17 protein-coding genes and 1 riboswitch are annotated in these 21,347 nt (G+C 53.5%); of the genes, 8 read left to right on the top strand and 9 right to left on the bottom strand.

What is annotated here, in order from left to right; all coding sequences use genetic code 11:
* Positions 1-5 precede the first annotated feature (5 nt).
* On the top strand, positions 6-992 hold the full coding sequence (locus B2310_RS05780) for a hypothetical protein (RefSeq protein WP_290729432.1): 987 nt from the start codon (positions 6-8) through the stop codon (positions 990-992).
* Between the two features lie 15 nt (positions 993-1,007).
* Here B2310_RS05780 and B2310_RS05775 read toward each other — a convergent pair whose 3' ends face one another.
* Positions 1,008-3,149, bottom strand: coding sequence for an HD domain-containing phosphohydrolase (locus B2310_RS05775; protein WP_290725553.1), 2,142 nt, complete (start codon positions 3,147-3,149; stop codon positions 1,008-1,010).
* A gap of 136 nt (positions 3,150-3,285) precedes the next feature.
* On the opposite strand from B2310_RS05775, the gene B2310_RS05770 reads away from it, so the two are divergent.
* On the top strand, positions 3,286-4,491 hold the full coding sequence (locus B2310_RS05770) for a hypothetical protein (RefSeq protein ID WP_173381038.1): 1,206 nt from the start codon (positions 3,286-3,288) through the stop codon (positions 4,489-4,491).
* A 7-nt stretch (positions 4,492-4,498) separates the two neighbouring features.
* Here B2310_RS05770 and trmB read toward each other — a convergent pair whose 3' ends face one another.
* The 6 genes from trmB to B2310_RS05740 form a co-directional block, all read right to left on the bottom strand.
* Positions 4,499-5,206: a tRNA (guanine(46)-N(7))-methyltransferase TrmB gene (gene trmB / locus B2310_RS05765; RefSeq protein WP_290729429.1), complete on the bottom strand. Its 708-nt coding sequence runs from the start codon at positions 5,204-5,206 to the stop codon at positions 4,499-4,501.
* Positions 5,206-6,441 carry a hypothetical protein gene (locus B2310_RS05760; RefSeq protein WP_290729427.1) on the bottom strand — a complete coding sequence of 412 codons (1,236 nt, stop codon included), beginning with the start codon at positions 6,439-6,441 and terminating at the stop codon, positions 5,206-5,208. The genes trmB and B2310_RS05760 overlap by 1 nt, the downstream gene beginning before the upstream one ends.
* A gap of 3 nt (positions 6,442-6,444) precedes the next feature.
* Positions 6,445-7,311 (bottom strand): TIGR02147 family protein, encoded by an 867-nt coding sequence (locus B2310_RS05755; RefSeq protein ID WP_290725559.1) that lies wholly within the window; start codon positions 7,309-7,311, stop codon positions 6,445-6,447.
* 141 nt (positions 7,312-7,452) lie between these two features.
* Positions 7,453-7,794 carry a hypothetical protein gene (locus B2310_RS05750; RefSeq protein ID WP_290729424.1) on the bottom strand — a complete coding sequence of 114 codons (342 nt, stop codon included), beginning with the start codon at positions 7,792-7,794 and terminating at the stop codon, positions 7,453-7,455.
* 21 nt (positions 7,795-7,815) lie between these two features.
* Complete coding sequence (locus B2310_RS05745; RefSeq protein ID WP_290729421.1) at positions 7,816-8,859, bottom strand: hypothetical protein; 1,044 nt, start codon at positions 8,857-8,859, stop codon at positions 7,816-7,818.
* 90 nt (positions 8,860-8,949) lie between these two features.
* Positions 8,950-10,281 carry a LuxR C-terminal-related transcriptional regulator gene (locus B2310_RS05740; RefSeq protein WP_290729418.1) on the bottom strand — a complete coding sequence of 444 codons (1,332 nt, stop codon included), beginning with the start codon at positions 10,279-10,281 and terminating at the stop codon, positions 8,950-8,952.
* Between the two features lie 185 nt (positions 10,282-10,466).
* Here B2310_RS05740 and B2310_RS05735 point away from each other — a divergent pair, with 185 nt between their 5' ends.
* From B2310_RS05735 to B2310_RS05720, 4 genes are all read left to right on the top strand, one after another.
* Positions 10,467-10,637, top strand: coding sequence for a type II toxin-antitoxin system RelB/DinJ family antitoxin (locus tag B2310_RS05735; protein ID WP_349678361.1), 171 nt, complete (start codon positions 10,467-10,469; stop codon positions 10,635-10,637).
* Between the two features lie 444 nt (positions 10,638-11,081).
* A complete protein-coding gene (locus B2310_RS05730; RefSeq protein ID WP_290729415.1) occupies positions 11,082-13,235 on the top strand; it encodes a hypothetical protein in 2,154 nt (717 codons plus the stop codon).
* A 35-nt stretch (positions 13,236-13,270) separates the two neighbouring features.
* Complete coding sequence (locus tag B2310_RS05725; protein ID WP_290729412.1) at positions 13,271-14,008, top strand: hypothetical protein; 738 nt, start codon at positions 13,271-13,273, stop codon at positions 14,006-14,008.
* 1 nt (position 14,009) lies between these two features.
* The gene (locus B2310_RS05720) at positions 14,010-15,086 is read left to right on the top strand and encodes a radical SAM protein (RefSeq protein ID WP_290729409.1); all 1,077 of its coding nucleotides are present in this window, start codon (positions 14,010-14,012) and stop codon (positions 15,084-15,086) included.
* A 48-nt stretch (positions 15,087-15,134) separates the two neighbouring features.
* Here the strand turns inward: B2310_RS05720 and B2310_RS05715 are convergent, their stop codons facing one another.
* Positions 15,135-16,262, bottom strand: a complete 1,128-nt coding sequence (locus B2310_RS05715) for a sigma-54 interaction domain-containing protein (protein WP_290729406.1) — start codon at positions 16,260-16,262, stop codon at positions 15,135-15,137.
* 187 nt (positions 16,263-16,449) lie between these two features.
* On the opposite strand from B2310_RS05715, the gene B2310_RS05710 reads away from it, so the two are divergent.
* Both B2310_RS05710 and B2310_RS05705 read left to right on the top strand, forming a co-directional pair.
* On the top strand, positions 16,450-18,567 hold the full coding sequence (locus B2310_RS05710; RefSeq protein ID WP_290729403.1) for a glutamine synthetase III: 2,118 nt from the start codon (positions 16,450-16,452) through the stop codon (positions 18,565-18,567).
* 49 nt (positions 18,568-18,616) lie between these two features.
* Positions 18,617-20,050, top strand: coding sequence for a DEAD/DEAH box helicase (locus B2310_RS05705; RefSeq protein ID WP_290729400.1), 1,434 nt, complete (start codon positions 18,617-18,619; stop codon positions 20,048-20,050).
* On the opposite strand, the gene B2310_RS05700 is transcribed toward B2310_RS05705, so the two are convergent.
* The gene (locus tag B2310_RS05700; RefSeq protein WP_290729397.1) at positions 20,032-21,048 is read right to left on the bottom strand and encodes a Fic family protein; all 1,017 of its coding nucleotides are present in this window, start codon (positions 21,046-21,048) and stop codon (positions 20,032-20,034) included. The two genes, B2310_RS05705 and B2310_RS05700, sit on opposite strands and share 19 nt — an antisense overlap.
* Positions 21,049-21,154: 106 nt before the next feature.
* A riboswitch (cobalamin riboswitch) is annotated at positions 21,155-21,346 on the top strand.
* The last annotated feature ends 1 nt before the right edge of the window (position 21,347 follow it).

Here is a 21,347-nt window from a genome sequence, read left to right as displayed (position 1 = left end):
TGTGTATGAAAAACTATAAAGTTCTTGTTCTGGCAGCCTTCCTGGTGGCATCCCTTGCCTCTTGCGGTGACGATTCCAGTTCCGGTACGGATGCCTCAGTTACGGAAAGTTCTTCGGAGCAGGCTCTGTCGAGTTCCGTGCAGTCGCCTGAACGTTCGTCTTCGAGTGTCGCGCCGGTATCGAGTTCAGCCGAAGAAAAATTGAGTTCGAGTTCTGCTGAGGTCGAGTCGTCGAGTTCGGAGACGCCGACTTCCTCCGGCGACGACGGCAAGTGCGCCGATTGCGATAGCTACACTGCGGCAGACCCCGAACTCACCGAAAACGGCGGCAAGGGTTCTGTGACCACCTACGGGAGCATTACCGCAAAAGAAACGAGCCTGGGTGGAGCCTGCAATTACGGACAAACGAACATACGGTATTACGCGGCAATCCATGTGAATGTTTCTCCGGGTGATGATAAGGGCCCGTGGGATGGTGGCGCGGCCTGCGGCGGCTGTGTGCATGTGAAGGCGCGGACGCCCGAAGGCTGGAAAGAGGTGACCGTGCGCATTACGGACCGCTGTCCCGACGCAAACTGTGGTGTAGACTTGGGTGGTGCCCCTGCCGCTGACATCATGGGCAATCGCGTGGGCCGTTATTCGGGCGAATGGGAGTTCGTGAGCTGCGAAGGCGTCGACGGCGTGTGGGGCGATTCAACGTCCATCTGGGTCAAGGAAGGTGCGAGCGAATTCTGGAGCATTATCCAGGTACGCAACCCGAAGGACATGGTCAAGTCCATCATGATTCTTGGTGAGGGCGGCGAGTCACGCGAGCTCGAGATGGTCGTGGGTACGGAAAACTTCTGGACGGTCCCGCAGGCCGTATTGCAGACGGACAGCCGCTACCGCGTGGTGGTGAAGTACCGCAGCGGAACGGACGACGAGTGGAAAATAAAGGGCTCCGACCTCGCAGTACCCGAGGCGAACCTATATCTGCATGAGCACAGGGAATAACCCTGCTGTGTGGTGCTATGCGGGCTTGCCGTCCTCGTTAAGCTTGGTGCGCTCATTGTAGAGCTTTTCCGAAATCTTGCAGAAGGCATCGACGACCATGGGGTCGAAATGCTTGCCGGAACCTTCGGTAATGATGGACATGGCCTTTTCGTAGGTGAAGGGCTTCTTGTAGATGCGTTCGGCCACGAGGGCGTCGAACACGTCCGCGACAGCCATGATTCTTGCCGAAAGCGGAATCGCATCTCCCTTGATTCCCGTGGGGTAGCCGGTGCCGTCCCATTTTTCGTGGTGGTAATGCGCCATCTCGATGGCTTCCTTTAGATAGTCGTCGTCCAGCGAATCGTTGGTATTGTCGACAATCTTCGCGAGAATATGGAACCCTTCGATCGTGTGGCTCTTCATGATGGCGAATTCTTCGTCGGTGAGTTTTCCCGGCTTGTTCAGGATGAGGTCCGACACGGCGATTTTCCCGATGTCGTGGAGCGGCGCCGAGCGCTTGAGCTTTGCGATGTAGGCGTCGTCGATGATGTCCGGGAGCTTGCCTTCGCGCTGCAGTTCCTTTGCGATGGCCTCCACGTAGAAGGCTGTCTTCTTGATGTGGCTTCCGGTACTTGTGTCGCGCGCTTCGACCATTTCTGCGAAGTTGATAATAATTTCGTCCTGCATCTTCGCGATGCGATCGGCTGCCGCCTCGAACCGGTGGATGAATTCGACGGAGTCGATGCCCATCTTGTTGATGGCCTTGTAGAGGTGCTCTATTTCGTCGGAGGTGCCGATATTCAGGGTGTTGAGTTCGCTGAGGCTGTTTTCGCGACCCTGTTCCAAGTTGTAGGCGAAGTGGATGGCCGCCGAGGCGATCCTGTTCACCGGATGCACGATTCCGCGCTTTGCGAATTCCAGCACGATGCTCATGATGATAATGGAAAGCCCGAAGAACATCGAGAGCAGCTTGATGAAGAACTTTGCCTGGTCATAGACGATTTCGCCCATGGAAATGTCTGCCGCGACATAAGCGACCGTCTTGCCGGCGCTGTTCTTCAGGGGCCTGTAGACGGTAAGCAGCCATCCGTACTGGTCGTCGGAAATGATGGGCTCGATGGGTTCGCCTTTGAGTAGGTTGGAAAGGTATGGCTTGAAACTCGGGTCGAATGCGACGAGATCTCCGGGGCTGCTTCCCGCTTCGCCGTCCCTGGACACGAGGTCGAATACGACGTGGCAGCCGTCCTCGAGAATCTTGTAGACGTAGAGGTACTGTGCCTGGGGGAACCCGTCACGGATCCTGTACAGGAGCTTCTCTATCGCGTCGTAGCCTTCGGCGTTGTGCCCCTGTTCGATGAATTCGTCGACACGGTCGGCGTCGATGACGACGGATGCCGCCTCGGAGAGGCCATTGGCGATATCGGTAAACTTGCCGATGGAAACTTGCCTGTAGAGGATAAATCCGGTGATACTTGCTAGCGCGCCGAGCAGGATTTCGGCCGCGATGACGATGATGACGACCTTGCTGAGCAGGGAATGCTTGAAAAGCTTGTGCTGGTGGTTGATGTAGGGCTCGAAGAGGAACACCTTTGCAAAGAGGTGCTTGAAGTGGTCGTTGATGAACCTGTAGCCGATGATGGCCGCCGCGACGACGATAGCCTTGTCGAAAATGTCGATGACGATGTCTGCCGAGAGCTGCGAGAAGAACTTGGAAAAACCGAGGGTACTGTAGATGGCGTTTGCGAACGGGGCCGAGATGCCTTCGCCGAAGTCGTAGCCATAGAGGAAGTAGGTGAGAATCGAACCGAGCCCGCCGCCGATAAGCGAGAAAACGAGGACGCTTGCGATGATTTTCGGGACATGGAGGAAAAATTTCCGTTGCTGGAAAAGGGCCGCCGCGACGCCGATCAGGATGCTGATGATGCCGTAGTAGAGGGTCGTGATGTCGGAGATGCCGTTGAAGGCGTTGGAGAAAAAGCCGACGATGACGGCGGGAAGCGTGCCGCCCAGCATGGCGACAAGGATTGTGCCGATAGAATCAAGGAATACGGGGAGTTCGAAGTATAGGGCTAGCTTGGCAGGGACAATGTTGAGCAGCAGCCCGAATGCGATAAGCGCTATGGCACAGGCCCAGTAGGCCGCTGGACTGTGTGATTTGGCCAAAAGAAAGTTTTTCATAAATCCGGACACCTTCTTTGGAAACTCCTTCCAAGAATCCCCTCATGAAATTTACATTGTTTTTTTGCAAAAGGGAGTTATATTTATAGGGAATTTATCGGTAAAATGCCTTTTAGGCGTTTAGGAAGGTAAAAAGATGAAAAGATTGGGTCTTCTCAGGCTCTTTGCCGCCCTTTTGGGCTTGGTCCTTGTTTCCGCATGTACCCACGGGTTGCTCGTCCGCGATGGCGCTACCTTCAAGGGGAAATCCGGGGTCATCGGTGTGTTCCGCCAGCCGGCCTTTTATTGCAGCGAGGCGAATCCCCACTACGCAAAGATTGGAGACTCCACGGTTGTCGTGAAGCCCGCGTGGAGCGAGGAGCAGGATAACCTGTTCTATACCCACCTTAAGCCGGGCCGCGCGACCCTCTATAGCTATAGCTATAGCTGTGGCGATAACGACAATAAGTTCGTCCTGGACACGACTTCTGCGAACAAGGGCTCTTCGGGAATCGTTATCCCCGATAGCGGATTCTGCAAGATCGTGATTTCTTTTGTCCAGGGAGACAAGCTGTTCGACCACAATGACGCCCTGATCGATGAACTTTTCAAGAAGGAAAAGGTCGCAGTGGCTGCGTCGGATATACCCTATTGCGAAGTCGTAAGTACCGACGGTTCCGTACAGAGCTTCGCGAACAAGGATTCCCTGCTGGATGTCCAATACGAGGCCGCGATTGAATCTGCCCGCGACGGTTCGTGTGAGGATATCCGCCCGTTGATCTCCATTGACGAAAATTCAAACAAAGTAACGTGGAACGGTGACAGGAACATGGTGCTGATGGTGGTGGCGCATGCCAATCCCGATATGTTCAAGGATGTCCAGAAGGTCACGTTCGACAACGAAGTGCGCGTGTTCTCGGACAAGGAAATGCTGGAATGGTTCAAGACGAACCGCAAGTCGGTCCGTAACTGGCCGCTTCGCATCCGTCAGCTCCTTGGGCTCCCGCGCGGGGAGAAACTGACGCACTTCACGACGGTCTGGGTGAACCCCAAGGACATGATCCGTCCCGCCTACATTCCCGACATCGCGAGCGCCGAGATGACCTGCCGGTTCAACGAAGAAGACGATTCGCAGCTGGATAGCCTCGGCATGTGGCTCAGGAACTGGTTCGACGATGCCTGGGCGAAGAACTACAAGGCCCATGGCTATCCGTGGACGCGTCTGGGATACACTTATGATTGGGGCTCGAAGGGCGACAGGTATGGCCTTTCGGAATTCATGATTATGAATGGAACCGAGGTGCATGTGCAGTCGACGAGGGAATTCAAGGCTTACCTGAAGTGGCTTGCCGACCGCGACTAGGGTAGCTTCAATCGCGTGAGACGATGACCCGCCACAGCTGCTGGCGGGCTTCTTTGTACTTGCGCTCGAACGCGGTGATGGGGCGCTCGGGGTCAAAAGGCTCGCGGGCGATTGTACGGTCGGGAGCGGCAATCCGTGCGGCTTCTGCAAATTCCCTAGCGTAGATTTCCCAGTTGGTGCGCAGCTCGATGGCATCGCCGAGCTGGAGGAGCGTCGGGAAAATCGGGTGCAGGTGGAAACGCCTCGTGGCTTCGCTCTGCTTGGGCCACGGGTTCGGGTAGTAGAGTGCATGGTAGGGAATGTGCCACTGGCCTGCCTTGACCTTCTCGAGGGCGAGCCGCCAGAAGTCGAGCAGTTCCGCGCGCACGAAGAATGCGTTCTGCGGGAAGGTTGCCGTCCCGTTCCCTGCACCGCCGGCCTTCGTGAGCCGGGCCGCGGACTTGTCGATGCCTATGACGGGAATGCCCGGATTTGTTAATGCGATGTTTAACGTGCTTTCGCCGGTGCCGCAACCCGAATCGAGAATTACTTTATATGTGGTGTGGCTCGCGCTCTCATAAAAGTTTAAAACAAACTTCTCCGCTTCCGCGAATGCCATGCGCGTATGGTCCGCAATCGGGCGCAAATACTCCGTAGAGGCGTACTTGCGTACGGCCTCTTCGAGCTTGTCGTATATATCGGTCTGGTTGGTGGTGACCGCGCGGGCTCCGGACATTACCGCTTCCAGATGCTCAGGCGCTTGCCGCCGGTAAGCTCGATGTCGTCGAGCCAGAAGTTGACGGTCTTTTCTTCGTTGTTGGGCTTGAAGCTCCACACGAGCTGGTTCACGCAGGTGTAGGAGAATTGCGGATCCAGGATGTCGGCCAGCGGTATGGAAATGCGTTCCCACTTATCGCCGAGCGTGAATTCGGATTGCGCGATAATCTGGCTGCTTTGCGTCTCGTCGATGAGTCCGAATACGATGGCGCCTTCGCCCTTCGTGCGGAATGCGATGGAATCCACGGAGGATATGTCGTTGCAGAGGCTCTTGTCGCTCTTGCCGAGCTCGATGCCGACCGTCGCCCAGGGCCACTGCGTCTCGCCGGAGGAATCCTTGACCGCTTCGCCGAATGTCGCCGCCACATGCGCGACGATATTGCCATCCTCGCTTTCGAGGCTGAACCTGTGGCTGGACCCGTTGTCGGTGAATTTGGGCGTCACCGTTTCTTCGTTGTAGTCGAAATACCACCAGCCGCCGTCGTAAGTGCGTGCGGGCATGAATCGGTTCTGGTAGTTGGAGTCCTGGAAGTCGTCGAGCAGAAGCGCGCGGCTCTCTTCGGCGAACGTGCTCGCGGTGGAACTTTCGCCTGCGATGACCTTCATGTAGGTGCTGCTCGTGTCGGCGCCTTTCTTGTTCGGGATGAACACCAGGCTAATCGGCCCTGCCGGGAGGGAGTCCATGGAGAACTTGCCGTCCTTTACCTTGGCCGAATGCGCCATGCCGCGGACTTTCACCGTGCCTTCGGCGCCATCGCCTACGGAACCCGCGATGGAGACCGTCTCTTCGAGCGCTTCCTTGCCCAGGTCGACATCGGAACCTTCGACGGAGACTTCCTTCTGGAGGGCCTTGCCGTCGAGTCTAGCTTCAAGGGTGTATGTACCTTCGGCCACGTTTTCGAATACGACCTTGCCGTTCTTGTCGGCCTTGGTAAATTCGTTGTCGGCCGCGTCAAGGCTTTCGCTCTCGCTGAGCTTGACCCTCGCGAAAGCGGCGGGCTGCCCATTGACCGTAAGCTGTGCCATGATGGCGTTGCCTGCATCGGTGCCGCTCGGGCCGCCGCCTGCCGTCTTGTCGGTGTTGGAACATGCCGAAAGGACCGCCGCCGTCGAAAGCGCGATCAGTCCCAGGCCGAATGTCGAAATGTTCCGCTGCACCTTGGAAAAATACATTTTTTTGAAAAGTCCGCGCATCGCCTAGCCCTCCTTTTTCGGGCTGGGGTTGCCGTCGTCTGCGGTAGCCGGGTCTTCGACCCTGTCGGAGAGCGGGAACATCGCGATATTCATGGCGTACACGCGGTCGGCGCGCTCGCTCTTGCGGGCAAACTGCAGGAGTCCGCGGCGGAATTCCTCGATGCGGTGCTTGATTTCGGGCAGGTCGTCCTCTGCCGCGGTGAACACCACGCTCGAAATGTCGCGTTCTTCGGGCTTGTGGCGGTCGATGGATTCCTGGGCAAGTTCGATGGTATGCCTGTGGAAATTTCGTACGGCCTGGCTCTTGACCTCGCCGCCGGTAGAAAGGATCTGGTCGGTGATGTTCCAGCCGCCGTTGCCGTCGGGAGCGACAAGCCCGAGCTTTTTCAGGATCTCGAGAGCGCTGCGTGCCTCGTCGTGCGAGATGGGCGGGTTCAGGTGGGTCGCGAGTTCCGGAATGTCGCTCGTGTCCTTCGTGATGCCGATGAGGGCGCGGAGCGCAGAACAGCTCCAGCTCCCGAAATAGGCGAGTTCGGGCTCGGTGAGCACGCGCGTTTCCATCTCGCGCAGTTCCATGAGCTTGTAGTAAAGTTCGCTGAGCGCCTGCTTGGCTTTTGTCTTGTTGAAGCGGTAGAGCGTCTTGAAGTACTCCGCCCTGCGGTCGTCGAGCTTGCAGAGGCGAATGAATACCGGGAGCGAGTCCTCGTTGAGGTGCCCGCCCTTCTGGAATACTCGCACGAGCCAGGCCGGGTCCACGCCGGTCTTCTGGCTCAGGTAACGATAGCTGGTGAACGGGTTGTCCTTCTTGCTTTCGGCAAACCAGTCCTTCAGGAAATCGCGGTATTCAAGGTATTCGAGTACGTCAACCATATCCAAAATTTACCTAAATAAGGGCGCGAGCGTCCCGGGGGAGGGCGTGTCGGATCAAGTTTCCGTTGCTCTTTCTTCAACGCCAAAAATGGCGATTTTGAATCAAAATCGCCATAGGGAGAGCTTTTCGCGTGCCGGAAATTAGTTCAGGCCGTTGAATTTGAGCGAATTGATGAGCGTCGTCCCCGAGATGGTGTAGTCGGCGATGCCACCGGTTGCGCTGTAGACGAAGTAGCGGTCGGCGTCCTGGTCCTTGCCGAGCACGACCACCGCGTGCAGGCGGACGAGGGTGCCTTCGGCGAATCCCGCTTCGCTCAGGTTGAGGGTCCGTTCGGCGGCGGCGCAGATGTCGTGGTAGCCGGAGGACTCGTAATCGCCGCTCGAACCGTCCTTCGGGTTGATCCAGTGGACCCTGATGCGGGCGACGAACGCTCCGTCGTTGTGCAGGGTGAATGCCTTGACTGTCTTGATTTCTTCAGCCATGATAATGCTCCTTTTTGATAGTTAGAGGTTGATGTTGTATTTGGTTGTAATCTTGTCGCTGGGGAGATTTTCGCTGGTGCGGTCCAGGTTGACAAAACCGATCTTCTGTGCGTTTTCGATATTGAAGCACAGGTCGTTCGGCGTGACAAACATCGACTGCAGCTCGCGGGCGTTCTCGATGAGTTCTTTGATGGAAGAGAACGTGTATCCGAAAAATTTCAGGAGGGTCTTGAGGAAATCCTCGATTGCGTTGCTGAGGAAGTTGTTCTTCAGCAACATCACGTGTTCGCTGTCGGTATCCTGCAGCGCTTCCTTAAGAAGGTCTTCCAGCTTTTCTTCCTTGCCGGAGTTCTCCTGGACCGAGAAGGCGTTCTCGCTGAAGTTGTATTCCGCGGCGTGTTCGGCGTAAAGATCGAAGAGCGTCTTGACATTGTTCGCCTGCCGGATGCCCCGGATGTCTGCATTGTCGAGGTCAATCTTCAGGCGGCCGTCTTTTTTCGATGCGTCCAGATAGCACTGGTAGACAAACGAGGAACAGACCATCGTATGCTTGCCTTCGTGCACCTTCTCGTCGATCAGCTTCTTGATTTCGGCGGAGACAATCTTGAGTATCCCAATAATGACGTGCTGCTTGATGCTTACGCCGGAAATGTCCTTGTAGACGAGAATCATGGCGAGCAACAGGAGGTCGGAATAGGGGTAGGGCAGGTTTTCGTCGAGGTAAATCTTGGCGGCCTGCATCACGGGCAGGATTTCGGCATCGGAGAAGAAATCGCTGCTTCCGGGTTGCGTGAGCCGGCAGACGTAGGCGCGTCTGGAGGTTTCCTTGTCTGCGATTTCATGGGCGTGCAGGCCGGTCGTGCCCGCATCGGCAAGGGCTTGGACGGGACTGTCCTGGAAGTAGAGCGCCCCGTGCGTCACCTTGGAATTCGTGAGCTTCATGATGAGGCTCGAAATGAGGTCGTTGTCTTCGCCTTCGAAGGTGAGGATATCCCCTGCCTTCAGATTCAAAAGGGTGAGTTTCTGTTTGTAAAAATCGTCTGGATTCTTGGGTTCTGTTTTCATTTCGCAGTTTCCTTTGTTTGTGGTTTTAAAGATAAACTGCAAAAGTACTATTTGTCCATAACCCGAATGGACTATTTTTGAGGCTAATCTTTACGGAAAGACATTCTTGACGCTGTCAAGAATGATGTCCTTCTTTGAGGGGGCAATCCCTGAGAGAAGGTGCTCCAGGTCCGATTTTTTAAAGTGCGGGTGGTATTCGAAAAATTTCCGGATGTGCTTGTCGCTTTGTTCGAAGTCGCCCTTCTTGTTGTTGCAGGCGATGAGGATTAGGCGTGCGAGGGGCGTCTCGGGGTGGAATAGCAGGACCTGCCTTGCGGCTTCCTCGCTCTCGGCGAATCTCCCTTGCAAAAAGTAGATGAACGCCCTTGGCGTGGACTGGAACGGTTGACCGGACGATTCCGGGAAGAACCGCTCGTTCTCGTTGAGGAGGGCCAGGGCCTTGTCCTCTTTCCCGACGAGCATGTAGATTTGCGCCAGCATGCGCCTGACCCTGAAATCGTTCGGGTTTGCGTCCAAAATCTGCAGGAAATAGGCGATGGCCTCGCTCTTGTTTCCGATGACGATGTTGTAGAGCGCCATCATGAACTGCGAATAGATGGAGTAGGGGTTCTTGCGCATTTCGGAACATGCGATTTCCCCTATCTTGGCGCCGTAGCATTCGGCATCTACCCAGGATTCGTTGATTGCCACGTAGTAGGCCGAAACGAGCGAGTAGGCCACGTAGGTGTGGTGGTTTTCTTCACCGTGCAGCGCTTCTAGAGTCGAAACGATTTCGTCAAAGGCATCCCTGTTGCCGCTATCGGTCTGGATATTGGCGTAGCAGGAGGCGAACCACCATTGCGGGAACTTTTCCCTGTCGGTCTCGTAGGCGTGCGCTGCGGAAGAGACCATGTGGCTGAACAGCTGGATGGTAATCTGCGAGGCAAGGAACTGGATGTCGTCCCCGTCCCCGATCTTTTGCGAGACCGACCACAGGATCTCGGATGTGTCGCCCCTGTATAGCGTGACGAACAGGTTCTCGTCTTTCTCGGGCGTTCCCGTTACCTGGATCTGGTAGGTCGGCGGGGATTGTGGCGCGATGCTGCCGTTGATTCGGAATAGGTGGTAATGGTGCAGGGCTTCGACGATAGCGAGGGAGAGCCCCTTCGCCAGAGGCGTGGCGGTTAAGCCGTCGCATCCCGTAATGGTGATGTGGATGTCGTCGTCCGTTGTTTGCCTTCTTGCGCTTTTGGTGATATCCGTTGAAACCGCTTCTGTCCTGTTTGTGACTTCGAGCGCCTTGTAGATGTTGGCGAGATGGACTTTGACGGTATTGGCCGAGATATTCAGTGCCCTGCAGATTTCACTGTTTGTGAGGCCTTTGCGGAGCAGGGAAAGAATTTCTTTTTGGCGAGAGGTAAGGAGTTTGCTCTGGTCTTTCATATATGTAAAAATATATATAAATTAAGAATATTTTATTAAATCGGATGAAAACGAAAGAAGTAAAAATTCACATTTTTTACTATGGACAAGCTATTTTTTGGTTGAAATTTTTTATTATTTGAATCGGGTTTGTTTGATGAGGTTGAATTTATACGTAAAAACAAACTGTGGGATTGATTTATAAGATGAATATGGGCATAATTTCCGTAAGAATGGACAAGGAAACAAAGGAAAAGTTCACGGATTTCTGCAAATCGGTGGGTATTACCGTTTCTGCCGCGGTCAACATGTTTGCTCGCATGACCATTCAAGAAAACCGTCTGCCGTTCGATGTGAAACGGTTCCCGAAGCAGTAAGGAATCTTGGGCTTCGATTAAATTGTACTTTATATACTTGTTGTATTACAATCGCCATACAAAGTATTGTGTGTGATTTGTTGCTAGAGATACATTTTAAAAAATAGGGAGCGCTGAGTGGACGGATGAATACAATCTATTCCCATAGTAACTCGTTCTCTTAGGCTTCATTCGAAATGTAAAATTTTACTCTGGCTTGCTTCTGACGTAGAGCAGGATTGCTAACAAATCGCTTTCTTTTGTTGTATGGCTTAAGTACTACATTGTTGATGAGTTTGTTGTGGCGTGTGTGAATGTTATGTTGTTTTAGATTAACTTGCTTGTAAAAAGAAACATCCTGCTTATTTTGTAAACAATTTCCTGTAATTCAATTTTTACTCGTTGTAGACGACTATGACGTGGTAGTAGAATGTATTATTAATATAAATTAAAAAAGAGGTTGAAATGAATACCAAAGTTCATTACGTGATTGTAAAGGCTGCCGCCCAACTCCTTGGTGATATGTCATTGAAATTGCTGGGAGAAAAGATCCGGCAAACGAAATGGAATCAAATAAAAAGTGAACTCGGTATAAATGGTGTGGATGATGTCGGTGGATTGAAACAAGAAACTTATTTTGATCTTGTCATGCTGGGCGCGTATTTAGAAGACAAACCCAAAATTCCATCAGAAATTAGTGAGCCGACAATACGTGATCCTCTTGTTAAGGCTGCTTTCGAAAAGGCTGCACCAGGCAAATACCAACATTGGATGGAACATTTTTGGAATGATCGTATGGACGAAAGTCGTGGGCTGGTGTTGGATATTGATTACATATGTGATGTTATTGCAGAATGTTTGGGAGGTCATCTTTGGGGCGAATTGCTGTCCGAGATAAATTCAGAAATAATTGAGCTTGTCGCCGCTCCAATTACTGCCTTGTGTAAGGCTGGAACGCTCACGTTGGATGAATTCCGCTCTGCACCGGTACGTGCGAGGGAATATTGGAAGCTTTTGATAAAACAATATAAAGAAGGGGAAAAAGAAAGGGCGTATTTGAACCTTGGAAGAGTTTGTCACTTGCTGGCCGATGTTGGAACGCCTTGCCATATGCATGGTGATCCGCATGCCGGATTTTATCCGGTTGCGATGATTCTAGAAAAGATAGGGCTGGGTGGCTTGATAGATACGAAGGATGGAACCGGTATTGATGATGACCAATATGAGTATTATACCGGTCTTGTTATTGAAGATAATCTTAAAGTGTTGGCCAAAGAGAATGATACGGCGTATGAAAAAGCTTTGCCTGTTCGTTGGAACGTGGCGTCGACTGATCTTGCAACATACAAGCGAGAATGGGAAATGATAGATTACTTCAAGGATCTCGGGAAAAAATCTAGATGTTATGACAGTGATGATGTAGATGGAAAAAGCAAGGGACATCCGTATCATTGGGAACATTTTAATCCGCTTGATCCGTATACATATAAGTTAGAAAGGGAATGGAATGGAGATTTGAGAAACTCCGCCTGTGTGGAAATTGCAAGCGACTTGATTCCAGAGACGATTTCGCACACTGCTGGTTTGATCATGCATTTCTTCGATAAAGTAGATGAGAAAACCGAGACCACGGAACCGGGAGCTGCCGATTTGGAAGTAAAGGTAAAGCAGATGCATGTCCTGGATGATACCGATCCGTGTGGTGCTGGTGAAATTTATATGGAAAATTCAATTAATGGTCGTAAGGCTCCTCCGACAGGCCGAATAAAGGCGGATACAGGGGAGACTGTCTCCTTGGCTGCAAAGGGAATATGTTGGAATTCTTTCCTTCGCGCCGGCGAAAATATCAATTTAAATTACTGGTCTCATGCCTCGGACAATGATGATGTTGACCTTTGGCTTACAAAAATAAGGGATTCTGAATCCTTGGGGACTATAAATTATACAATCAATACAAAAGATATTCCTAGTGATACGCATTATACGGTTACGTGTAGCTCCAAAAAACCGCATTATTACGATGTTGATATAGACTTCTATAAAAAAGTGCAAAAGGTAAAGAAGGTTATCTATGTTAATGACGCATGGCGAAAAAAATACAAGGACAGAAAAGAATTCGTCAGTAAACGGAGCCACAGTTTTGGTCGCTACAAGCCGCCTGTAACGCTGTATTTGAATTTCGAAGATTCAACACTTCATTTACAAAATAAGCAGCACGAATGCTGTGGGCATTTTGCTCGAAAAAGGAATATCAGTACCAACAACAAAGTTGAGATTACATTAAATGCAGATGAAATCTTCGAGACGAATATTGATAAACTCTTTGCGAATGATTCTGGAAAGTCGTTTACGCAAATGGCCCTGAATTCGATTGCGAAGTTAAAGAAATTGGCAAAAACGAAAAAACGTCCTAAGCTTGCTGGAGTTGTGTCGAAAATAGAAAATAGTGACAATTACAGAATCTTTTTCAAGGAGAATGGTTCGCTGCTGAGTAGAATCATTAAGGTGAAATACCCTGAACAGGCAGAAAAATTTGGCGATCTGACTAAGGCCAATTTTGCAAAACGCATCTCGACAAAATGCCAATGCTGTAAAGATGAAAAGGAATTCTGGAAATAAGTTATCTCAAAAACCACTCAAAAAAAAGGATTACTATGGCAACAAGAACAACTGCAACTTTTAAAAATTCGCGGACTGCTACGGCTCGAGATGTAAAGCTGACTAAATCTGCAAGTAGGCAAAAAGAAGAAGCCTGTCTGCAAAATGCAGTTTCCTTCTATACCAAGAAAGAGTTGGCGTCCTTGCAGGACAATATCACGTCGCTCATAGCGACCGTTAAAAAGAATGCGAAGGTCGCTGCCCTGATTGATTCTGACCCGCATAAATTCATTTCCAAATATATGGGATTCTTGAAATTCCCTACGGAGAAGAAGGGTGTCTACTTGAGCGTGGAAGATTTTGCTTCTCCTTTAACAAAGGCTAAGGCAAAACAGTTTGTCAACAGCTTCTTGTCGAATTATGCTTCTGCCTCGATCAATGCATTCTTGTATAATACGACTTTTTTGTGGACGTATGTACATTTTTGGACAAAAACAACGAGTATATCCGTGCCAAGAGATCTCAGTTCGAGGGTGCAATTCAATGTCTCGACTGCGATATATGCGCAGTTCCATGAAGACTTGAAAAGAATGAAGGATTTGGACCTTACTGAATTAAGAACCGAGGCTATGCTTAGAAGAGCTGTGCTTAATCCCACTTCGATTCTTGAAGAGAAAAAAACAAACGAAGTTATAACCCGCAAGGTCGAGTATGTAAGGGAAGGGGTACGGATTCGTGCAACGATACGGCTCAAGGATCGCGTATGTACGATTTCGTCTGTCGAGGTGAAATAGGATGGAGCAATCGATAGCAAGACCTGCTCAATTAACCATAATAACGACAAACAGGTGCAATGCGGCGTGTTCTCATTGCATCATGTGTTCCGGGAAAGGCCGAAAAGAGATTTTGACATTTGACCAAATCAAGAACAACATTGATCAAATGAAAAAAGTTTCGAGGGGCCCCTTCATGCTTATTTTTACGGGTGGCGAGCCGACCCTTCTAGGTGAGGATTTGTTTGAGTCCATTGCGTATGCTGACAGTTTGGGAATTCCTTCTCGAATCGTCACAAATGCGCATTGGGCAAAAACCCGCCAAGATGCGGAAAGGATGGTCCAGACCCTGGCTGAATGTGGGTTGAGTGAAATCAACATAAGTACTGATGATTATCACGTGAAATATGTTCCTTTTTCAAATGTGAAAAACGCTTGGAAGGCTTGCCATGGTAAAGGATTTCATGCCGTAATTGTGGGAGTGTCCTACTCCAAGGAATCTAAAATAACTCCTGAATTTGTTGAAGCGCAATTTAATGAAAAGTTGCAGCGCAGATTCAATAGCAAGGAGAGAGAACTTCCTCTTGACAAAAGGGATGAGGACGGAACGATTTACGCGATTTCAAATACATGGGTTACCAAATCAGGGCGTGCAGCAGAGGAACTTAGTGACAAGTCGTTCAAGTTTAAGCGCAATACAAACTTTTTCCTCGGAAAGTGCCCGACAATCATGAGTTCGGTGATTGTTTCTCCGTCTAATCACGTGTGGGCCTGTTGTGGATTCGAATGTGGAGACGGAAGCGCTTTGGATATAGGGGATTTGTCTAAGGCGACGATGAGCTCGATAGTGAAAAAAGCCGAAAAGAACATTGTAATACAAGCGATCAAATACCTTGGCCCATTGCAGTTGAAAGATTGTTTGGCGTCTATTGATCCTGATATCGAGTTCAAGAATAAATATACATGTGTTTGTGCCCTCTGCGAGGATATTGTAAAAAATGAGAGGGCTCTAGCTACAATAAAAAGCCACAAAGATGAATTGTGGGAGAGAATAAAACTAGCGAAGTCTCTGTCGGAGTTGACGAAAGTTAATGAGTGATTCTTCCGGGGTTAGTTGAGAGGGTCCCTTCCTTCGGGAAGGGACTTTTTATAATCCGAACTTCTTCACCTTGTAATGCATCATTCGCGGGCTTACGGAGATGTCGCGGCCGGCGGCGCTCAGGTTCCCGTTGTTGCGGCGGAGCGCCTCGGTGAGGATTTCCTTCTCGTAGCTTTCGAGCAGTGCCGTAAGCGACGCGGTGCCTTCGGGGATAAGCGCCGTGCCGCTCGTGATGTCGGTCTGGAGCGTGGGCGGCAGGTCGTAGGCGTTGATGGCGACGTCGGTCGTGGCGAGGCAGGCGTGCTCGATGCAGTTCTCGAGTTCGCGCACGTTGCCCGGCCAGTGGTAGCTCATGAGCATGTCGATGGCGGGGGTGCTGAGTCGCGCGATGTTCTTGCCGTACTTGAGGTTCATCTTCTCGATAAAGTGGTCGGCGAGCAAAAGGATGTCGGTCTTTCTCTGCGAGAGGTCGGGCAAGTTTATCTGGAATATGTTGAGGCGGTAGTAGAGGTCTTCGCGGAAAAGCCCCTGCTGCACGATGGCCTCGAGGTTCTTGCCGGTGCTTGCGACGATGCGGATGTCGGAGTGCTGCTCGATGTTGCTCCCGAGTCTCTTGAAGGTGCGCCCCTGCATGAACTCCAGGAGCCGTGCTTGGCTTGCGGGGGAGAGTTCCGCTACTTCGTCCAAAAAGAGCGTGCCTCCGCTCGCCTGCTCTGCCTTGCCGATGTGCCTGCTGGTGGCGCCCGTGAACGCGCCGCGCTCGTAGCCGAACAGTTCCGCCTCGAACGCGCTGGTGGTGTTGCCTTCGAGCGTGTCGCAGTTGAGAATGGTAAACGGCTTGGCTGCGCGTTCGGAATGCTGGTGGATGTAGCGGGCCACGTGTTCCTTGCCGGTGCCCGCGCCGCCGCGGACGAGAACGACGCCCTCGGTGGGGGCGATGTGCCTTGCCTGCCGCGCGACCTCCTGCATTTCGCGGGTGTTGCCGATGATGTCGCCCGCGCGGCCTTCCACGATGCCGCGGATCTTTTCGCATTCCGCCTCGTGTGCGGCGCGCAGGTCGTCGAATGCCTTGTCGAGAACGTCGTGGATGTGCGCGGAAAGGGCCCGCGCGGAGCGTCCGTGTAGTTCCCGCTTGATTTTTTCGAGGGCTTCCTTTTCGATGCGTTCGGTTTCCATGCCTAAAATATACGTTGTTTCCACGGGTTTGTCGCCGGATTTCTCGTTTGTGCTTTACAAAAACGTAATAAAATGGTCTGATTTTACAAAAGTGTAACAAAACGGGGCTGAAAAAGGCGAAAAATTCCGTGCAATGCGTGCCCGTTCTTTCTAATTTTGCCGCGTAATAAAGAAAAGGAACGTGAAAATGTCCACTACGCGTACAAAAACCATCTACGATATCGCGACCGCCACCCCGGCCCCCGCGAAACCCGCCGAACCAGTCAATGTCGATTTTTACGGCGAGGACGTGTTCAATGCCGAAGCCATGCGCAGCTACCTCCCGAAGGATATCTGCGAAAAGCTCCTGGCGACCATCGACGAGGGTGCCCCTCTCGACCCGAATATCGCGGGCGATGTCGCGCACGCCATGAAGAAGTGGGCGATGGACCGCGGTGCCACGCACTTCACGCACTGGTTCCAGCCGCTCACCGGTTCCACCGCCGAAAAGCACGATTCCTTCCTGGAACCGAGCGGCTGCAAGGCCATCATGGTACTGAGCGGCAAGAACCTCATCGTCGGCGAACCGGATGCATCGAGTTTCCCGAGCGGCGGCCTTCGCTCTACGTTCGAGGCCCGCGGCTACACGGCCTGGGACCCGACCAGCCCCGCGTTCATCAAGCGCCACGGCAACGGTGCCACGCTCTGCATCCCGACTGCGTTCTGTAGCTACACCGGCGAGGCGCTCGACAAGAAGACCCCGCTTCTCCGTAGCCTCCAGGCGCTTTCCAAGTCCACCCGCCGCCTCATGACCTGCTTCAAGGCGGGCCCCAAGAAGACGACCGTCACGCTCGGCGCCGAACAGGAATACTTCCTCATCGACAAGCGCTTCTACCTGCAGCGCCCCGACCTCTACCAGTCCGGCCGCACTATCTTCGGTGCCACTCCCGCAAAGCACCAACAGATGAACGACCACTACTTCGGGAGCATCCCGAGCCGTATCCTGAACTTCATGAATGACGTGGAGAAGGAACTCTGGAGGCTCGGCATTCCGGCGAAGACTCGCCATAATGAAGTCGCTCCCGCGCAGTTTGAACTTGCCCCGATTTTCGAGGAGGTGAACCTCGCATGCGATCACAACATGCTCATCATGGAAACGCTCCGCAACGTGGCCGACCGCTACGGGCTCGTGTGCCTGTTGCACGAGAAGCCGTTCGCCGGCGTGAACGGTTCGGGCAAGCACAACAACTGGAGTCTTTCTTACGGCAAGGGGAACCTCCTGAATCCGGGCAAGGACCCGCACCAGAACGCCGTGTTCCTCACCGCGATCTGTGCCATCATCTACGCCGTCGACACGCACGCCGACCTGCTCCGCATGACCTGCGCGGGTGCTGGCAACGACCACCGTCTCGGTGCGCACGAGGCTCCTCCGGCGATTATCTCCATCTACCTGGGCGATCAGCTGATGGACGTTATCGACCAGATCGAGCAGGGCTCCGCGAAGTCCAGCAAGCAGGCGGGCGCGATGAAGCTCGGGAGCGACATGCTGCCGCCGCTCCCGCGCGACGCCACCGACCGTAACCGTACATCGCCTTTCGCGTTCACTGGCAACAAGTTCGAGTTCCGCGCGCCGGGTAGTAGCCAGAGCTGCTCCGAACCGAACGTGGTGCTCAACACGATCGTGGCCGAGGCGTTCGACATGATTGCCGAACAGCTCGAAAAGCTCGATGACAAGAACTTCCACACGGGCCTGCAGAAGATTTTGCAGAAGATCGTGAAGGAACACAAGCGCGTGCTCTACAACGGCAACGGCTACACCGACGAATGGGTGAAGGAAGCGGAACGCCGCGGACTCCCGAACATCCGCACGTCTCTCGAGGCCCTCAAGGCGCTCACGAAGGACGAGAACGTGGAACTGTTCGAAAAGTACGGTGTGATGAACCGCCGCGAGATGCTTTCGCGCTACGAAATCAACGTGGAAGACTTCCACAAGAGAATCCACATCGAGGGTGAAGTCGCCCGCGACCTCGCGAAGAACGTGATTCTCCCGAAGGTGGTGGAAGCCTACGAGAAGTCGTTGCGTACAAACGAAATGGCACTGAACCAGGGTTTCCCGGGACTCGATACCTACGTGAAGTCCATCGGGGAAGGCTGCCGCTCGCTCACCGAATCGATAGCTGCACTTGAAACGGCTCTCGAAGGCGAACATGAGGGAATCATCGCTGCCGTTGCTGGCCTCCGCAAGGTGGTGGACGGTCTCGAGAAGATTGTGCCCGACGAGATGTGGCCTCTGCCGAAGTATCGCGAGATGTTGTTTATTTACTAAGATGAAAAGCATGGGCGGTGCGTCGTAAATTTCTATCTTTGGGCGCGTTATGCTATTTTCGGAACTTCCCCTTGCAAATCCCCTGCAGCGCGCGGTGCGCGCTGTCGGTTACAAAAAACCCACTCCGATTCAGGAGCGTTCCATCCCGAGCCTGCTCGAAGGACGCGACCTGCTGGGTATTGCCCAGACGGGGACGGGGAAGACGGCGGCGTTCGCGCTCCCGATTCTGCAGCGCCTGCTCGATTCCGGAAAGTTCCGTGCGCCTAAGACCTGCCGCGCGTTGGTTTTACTGCCGACCCGCGAGCTTGCCATCCAGGTGGAGGATTGCTTTAAGCAATATGCGCAGTTTACCGCGATTTCGACGGCGTGCATCTTTGGCGGCGTGAGCGATGCTTCCCAGAAGCGAAACCTTGTCCGCGGTGTAGACGTGCTCGTGGCGACTCCGGGCCGCCTGCTCGATCTGATTGGCCAGAAGGCGGTGTCGCTGAAGGCTCTCGAGTTCTTTGTGCTCGATGAGGCCGACCGCATGCTCGACATGGGATTTATCCATGATATCCGCAAGGTGGTGGCGCTGCTCCCGCCTGTGCGCCAGAACCTGTTCTTCAGCGCGACGATGCCCGACGACATCACGAAGCTTGCGGCGACAATCCTGCGCCCGGATCCGGTGCGTGTGGAAGTGGCTCCGCAGAGCACGCCCATCGAACGCATCCGCCAGGAACTTTACCGCATCGACAAGCGCCGCAAGGGGGCCCTGCTGAAGGAACTTTTGCTTGCCCATCCCGAGATGACGAAGGTGCTCGTGTTCAGCCGCACCAAGCATGGTGCGGACAAGATAACGCGAGTCCTTGAAAAGGCGGGCGTCAAGTGCGCGGCGATTCACGGGAACAAGAGTCAGAACCGCAGGCAGGAAGCCCTGGGGAACTTCAAGAACGAAAAGATCCGCGTGCTTGTGGCGACTGACATTGCCGCCCGCGGTATCGATGTGGACGACGTTTCGCACGTGTTCAACTACGACTTGCCCGATGTGCCCGAGACGTTCGTTCACCGCATCGGACGTACGGCCCGTGCGGGCAAGGACGGCATCGCGATTTCGTTCTGCGCTCCCGACGAGGAACAGGACTTGCGCGCCATCGAAAAATTGACGCGCATCCGTATCCCGGAAGGCGACAAGGCGATATATGAGAAGTTGCCGCCCCCGCAGAAGGAGACCGCCGAGAGCGAGATGCGCAATGCGCGCGGCCGCATGAACCGTGGCGAGGCGCAGGCCCGTGCCGAGAAGTCCCGCGAGAAGAAGCCCGCCTGCGGTTTAACGCCGAAAAAAGACGAGCGCCGGGCCGAACAGAAGCATACAGACCCTCGCCTACGCGAGGGTGACGTGCGCCCTGAAAACGGTATGCCCCGCCATAAGCATCGTCGCAACCGCCCGGGCAGCCGTGCCCGCAAGCGCATGCGCGAAAACGGCGGCTATTCCACGACGCTGTAGGTCTGGCTGCGTCCGCCCTTCTTGTTTGCAGAAACAAGCCCCTTCTCGATGAGGCTCTGTATTTCGCGTAATGCGGTGTCGTGGCTTGTGCCGAAGAGGGCGGCGACGTCCTTTGCGGTGAAGTTCCTGGGAAGTTTTTCCGTGAGGGCCGAATTCAGGAGCAGCTGCTCCCTTTCGGTTGTCTGCACTCCCGAATGTCTTGCCAGGAATCGAAAGCGCTTGGTCTCGAATTCTATTGCCGATTCGCTTGTCTGTACCGATTCCTCTATTTGTCTCAAGAACCACAGGATCCATTCCGTGAGGTCCCCGTTGCCGCATTGGGCCCTGTTCAGCGTGCGGAAGTAATCGTCGCGGTTCTTGAGGATTTGGCGGTTCAGAGAATAGTGCATGCGTGCGGATTTTTGTGCACGGCTCAACTGCAGTGCCGTAATGGCGCGCGCGATGCGCCCGTTCGCCCTGTCGAAGGGACGCAGCGTCAGGAACCAGAAGTGCGCGATGGCTGCCTTGATGGTGCCGTCCGTGGAGGAATTCTCGAACCACCGCAGGAAGTTTTCCATTTCGACAGGCAGGCGTTCGGGACCCGGTCCCGTAAAGTGCAGGCCTTCCGTGTCGGACGAGATTTCGCTGGCGTTGCTGCGCCATGCCGCCACCCGGTTCCCGACCAGGGAGCCGTACCAGTTGGAGAGGCGGTCCTGCGAGAGGGGAATCGTGTAATTTTCGATGGCGCCGATGTAGTTCTGTACATGGGCGCTGCTTCCCTGGGCGCGGAGCGAAACTTCTGTCCGGATGGTGTCGGTGTCGAGCTCGGTCCCGTCGATGGCGAAATTCGCGACGATGTCCTCGGTGATGAGGTCCGTCTCCAGGTCCTTGGTGCCTGCGAAAGAGAGGAGGCCCGCGAGTCTGCCCTCGCTGAAGCGTGCCTTGCCGAGCGCGTCTAGCACCCGTGCGGAGTCGAACCTGAAGCGCGTCCAGTCGGGAAATTGGTGGATGAACAGCATGCAAATAATATAGTCTATTTTACGCAAATTGTGCGTCGGAAGTTGCTCGGTATGCGTATTCGTTGAAAAGGCGATGCCCTTTTTTTATATTTGGCGAAAAGTTTCCTGTGCCCTGAAAAGCTCTTGCAGGCGGCCCCGGTTGCCCGCAAGGAGAGAACCCCGTGAAAGCCGGGGGCGGTCGCGCCGCTGTAAGGGAGGACGAAACCGGCATGAACCAATGTGCGAGAAGTCGCATGTGAAGGAGCCGGGAGTAGGGTGATCCCCGAGCCAGAAGAACTGCGGGAAACGTGATGTTGAGG

This window comes from Fibrobacter sp. UBA3629 (genome assembly GCF_002374005.1).
Taxonomy (GTDB): domain Bacteria; phylum Fibrobacterota; class Fibrobacteria; order Fibrobacterales; family Fibrobacteraceae; genus Fibrobacter.
This window is presented reverse-complemented; position numbering and strand designations above follow the sequence as displayed.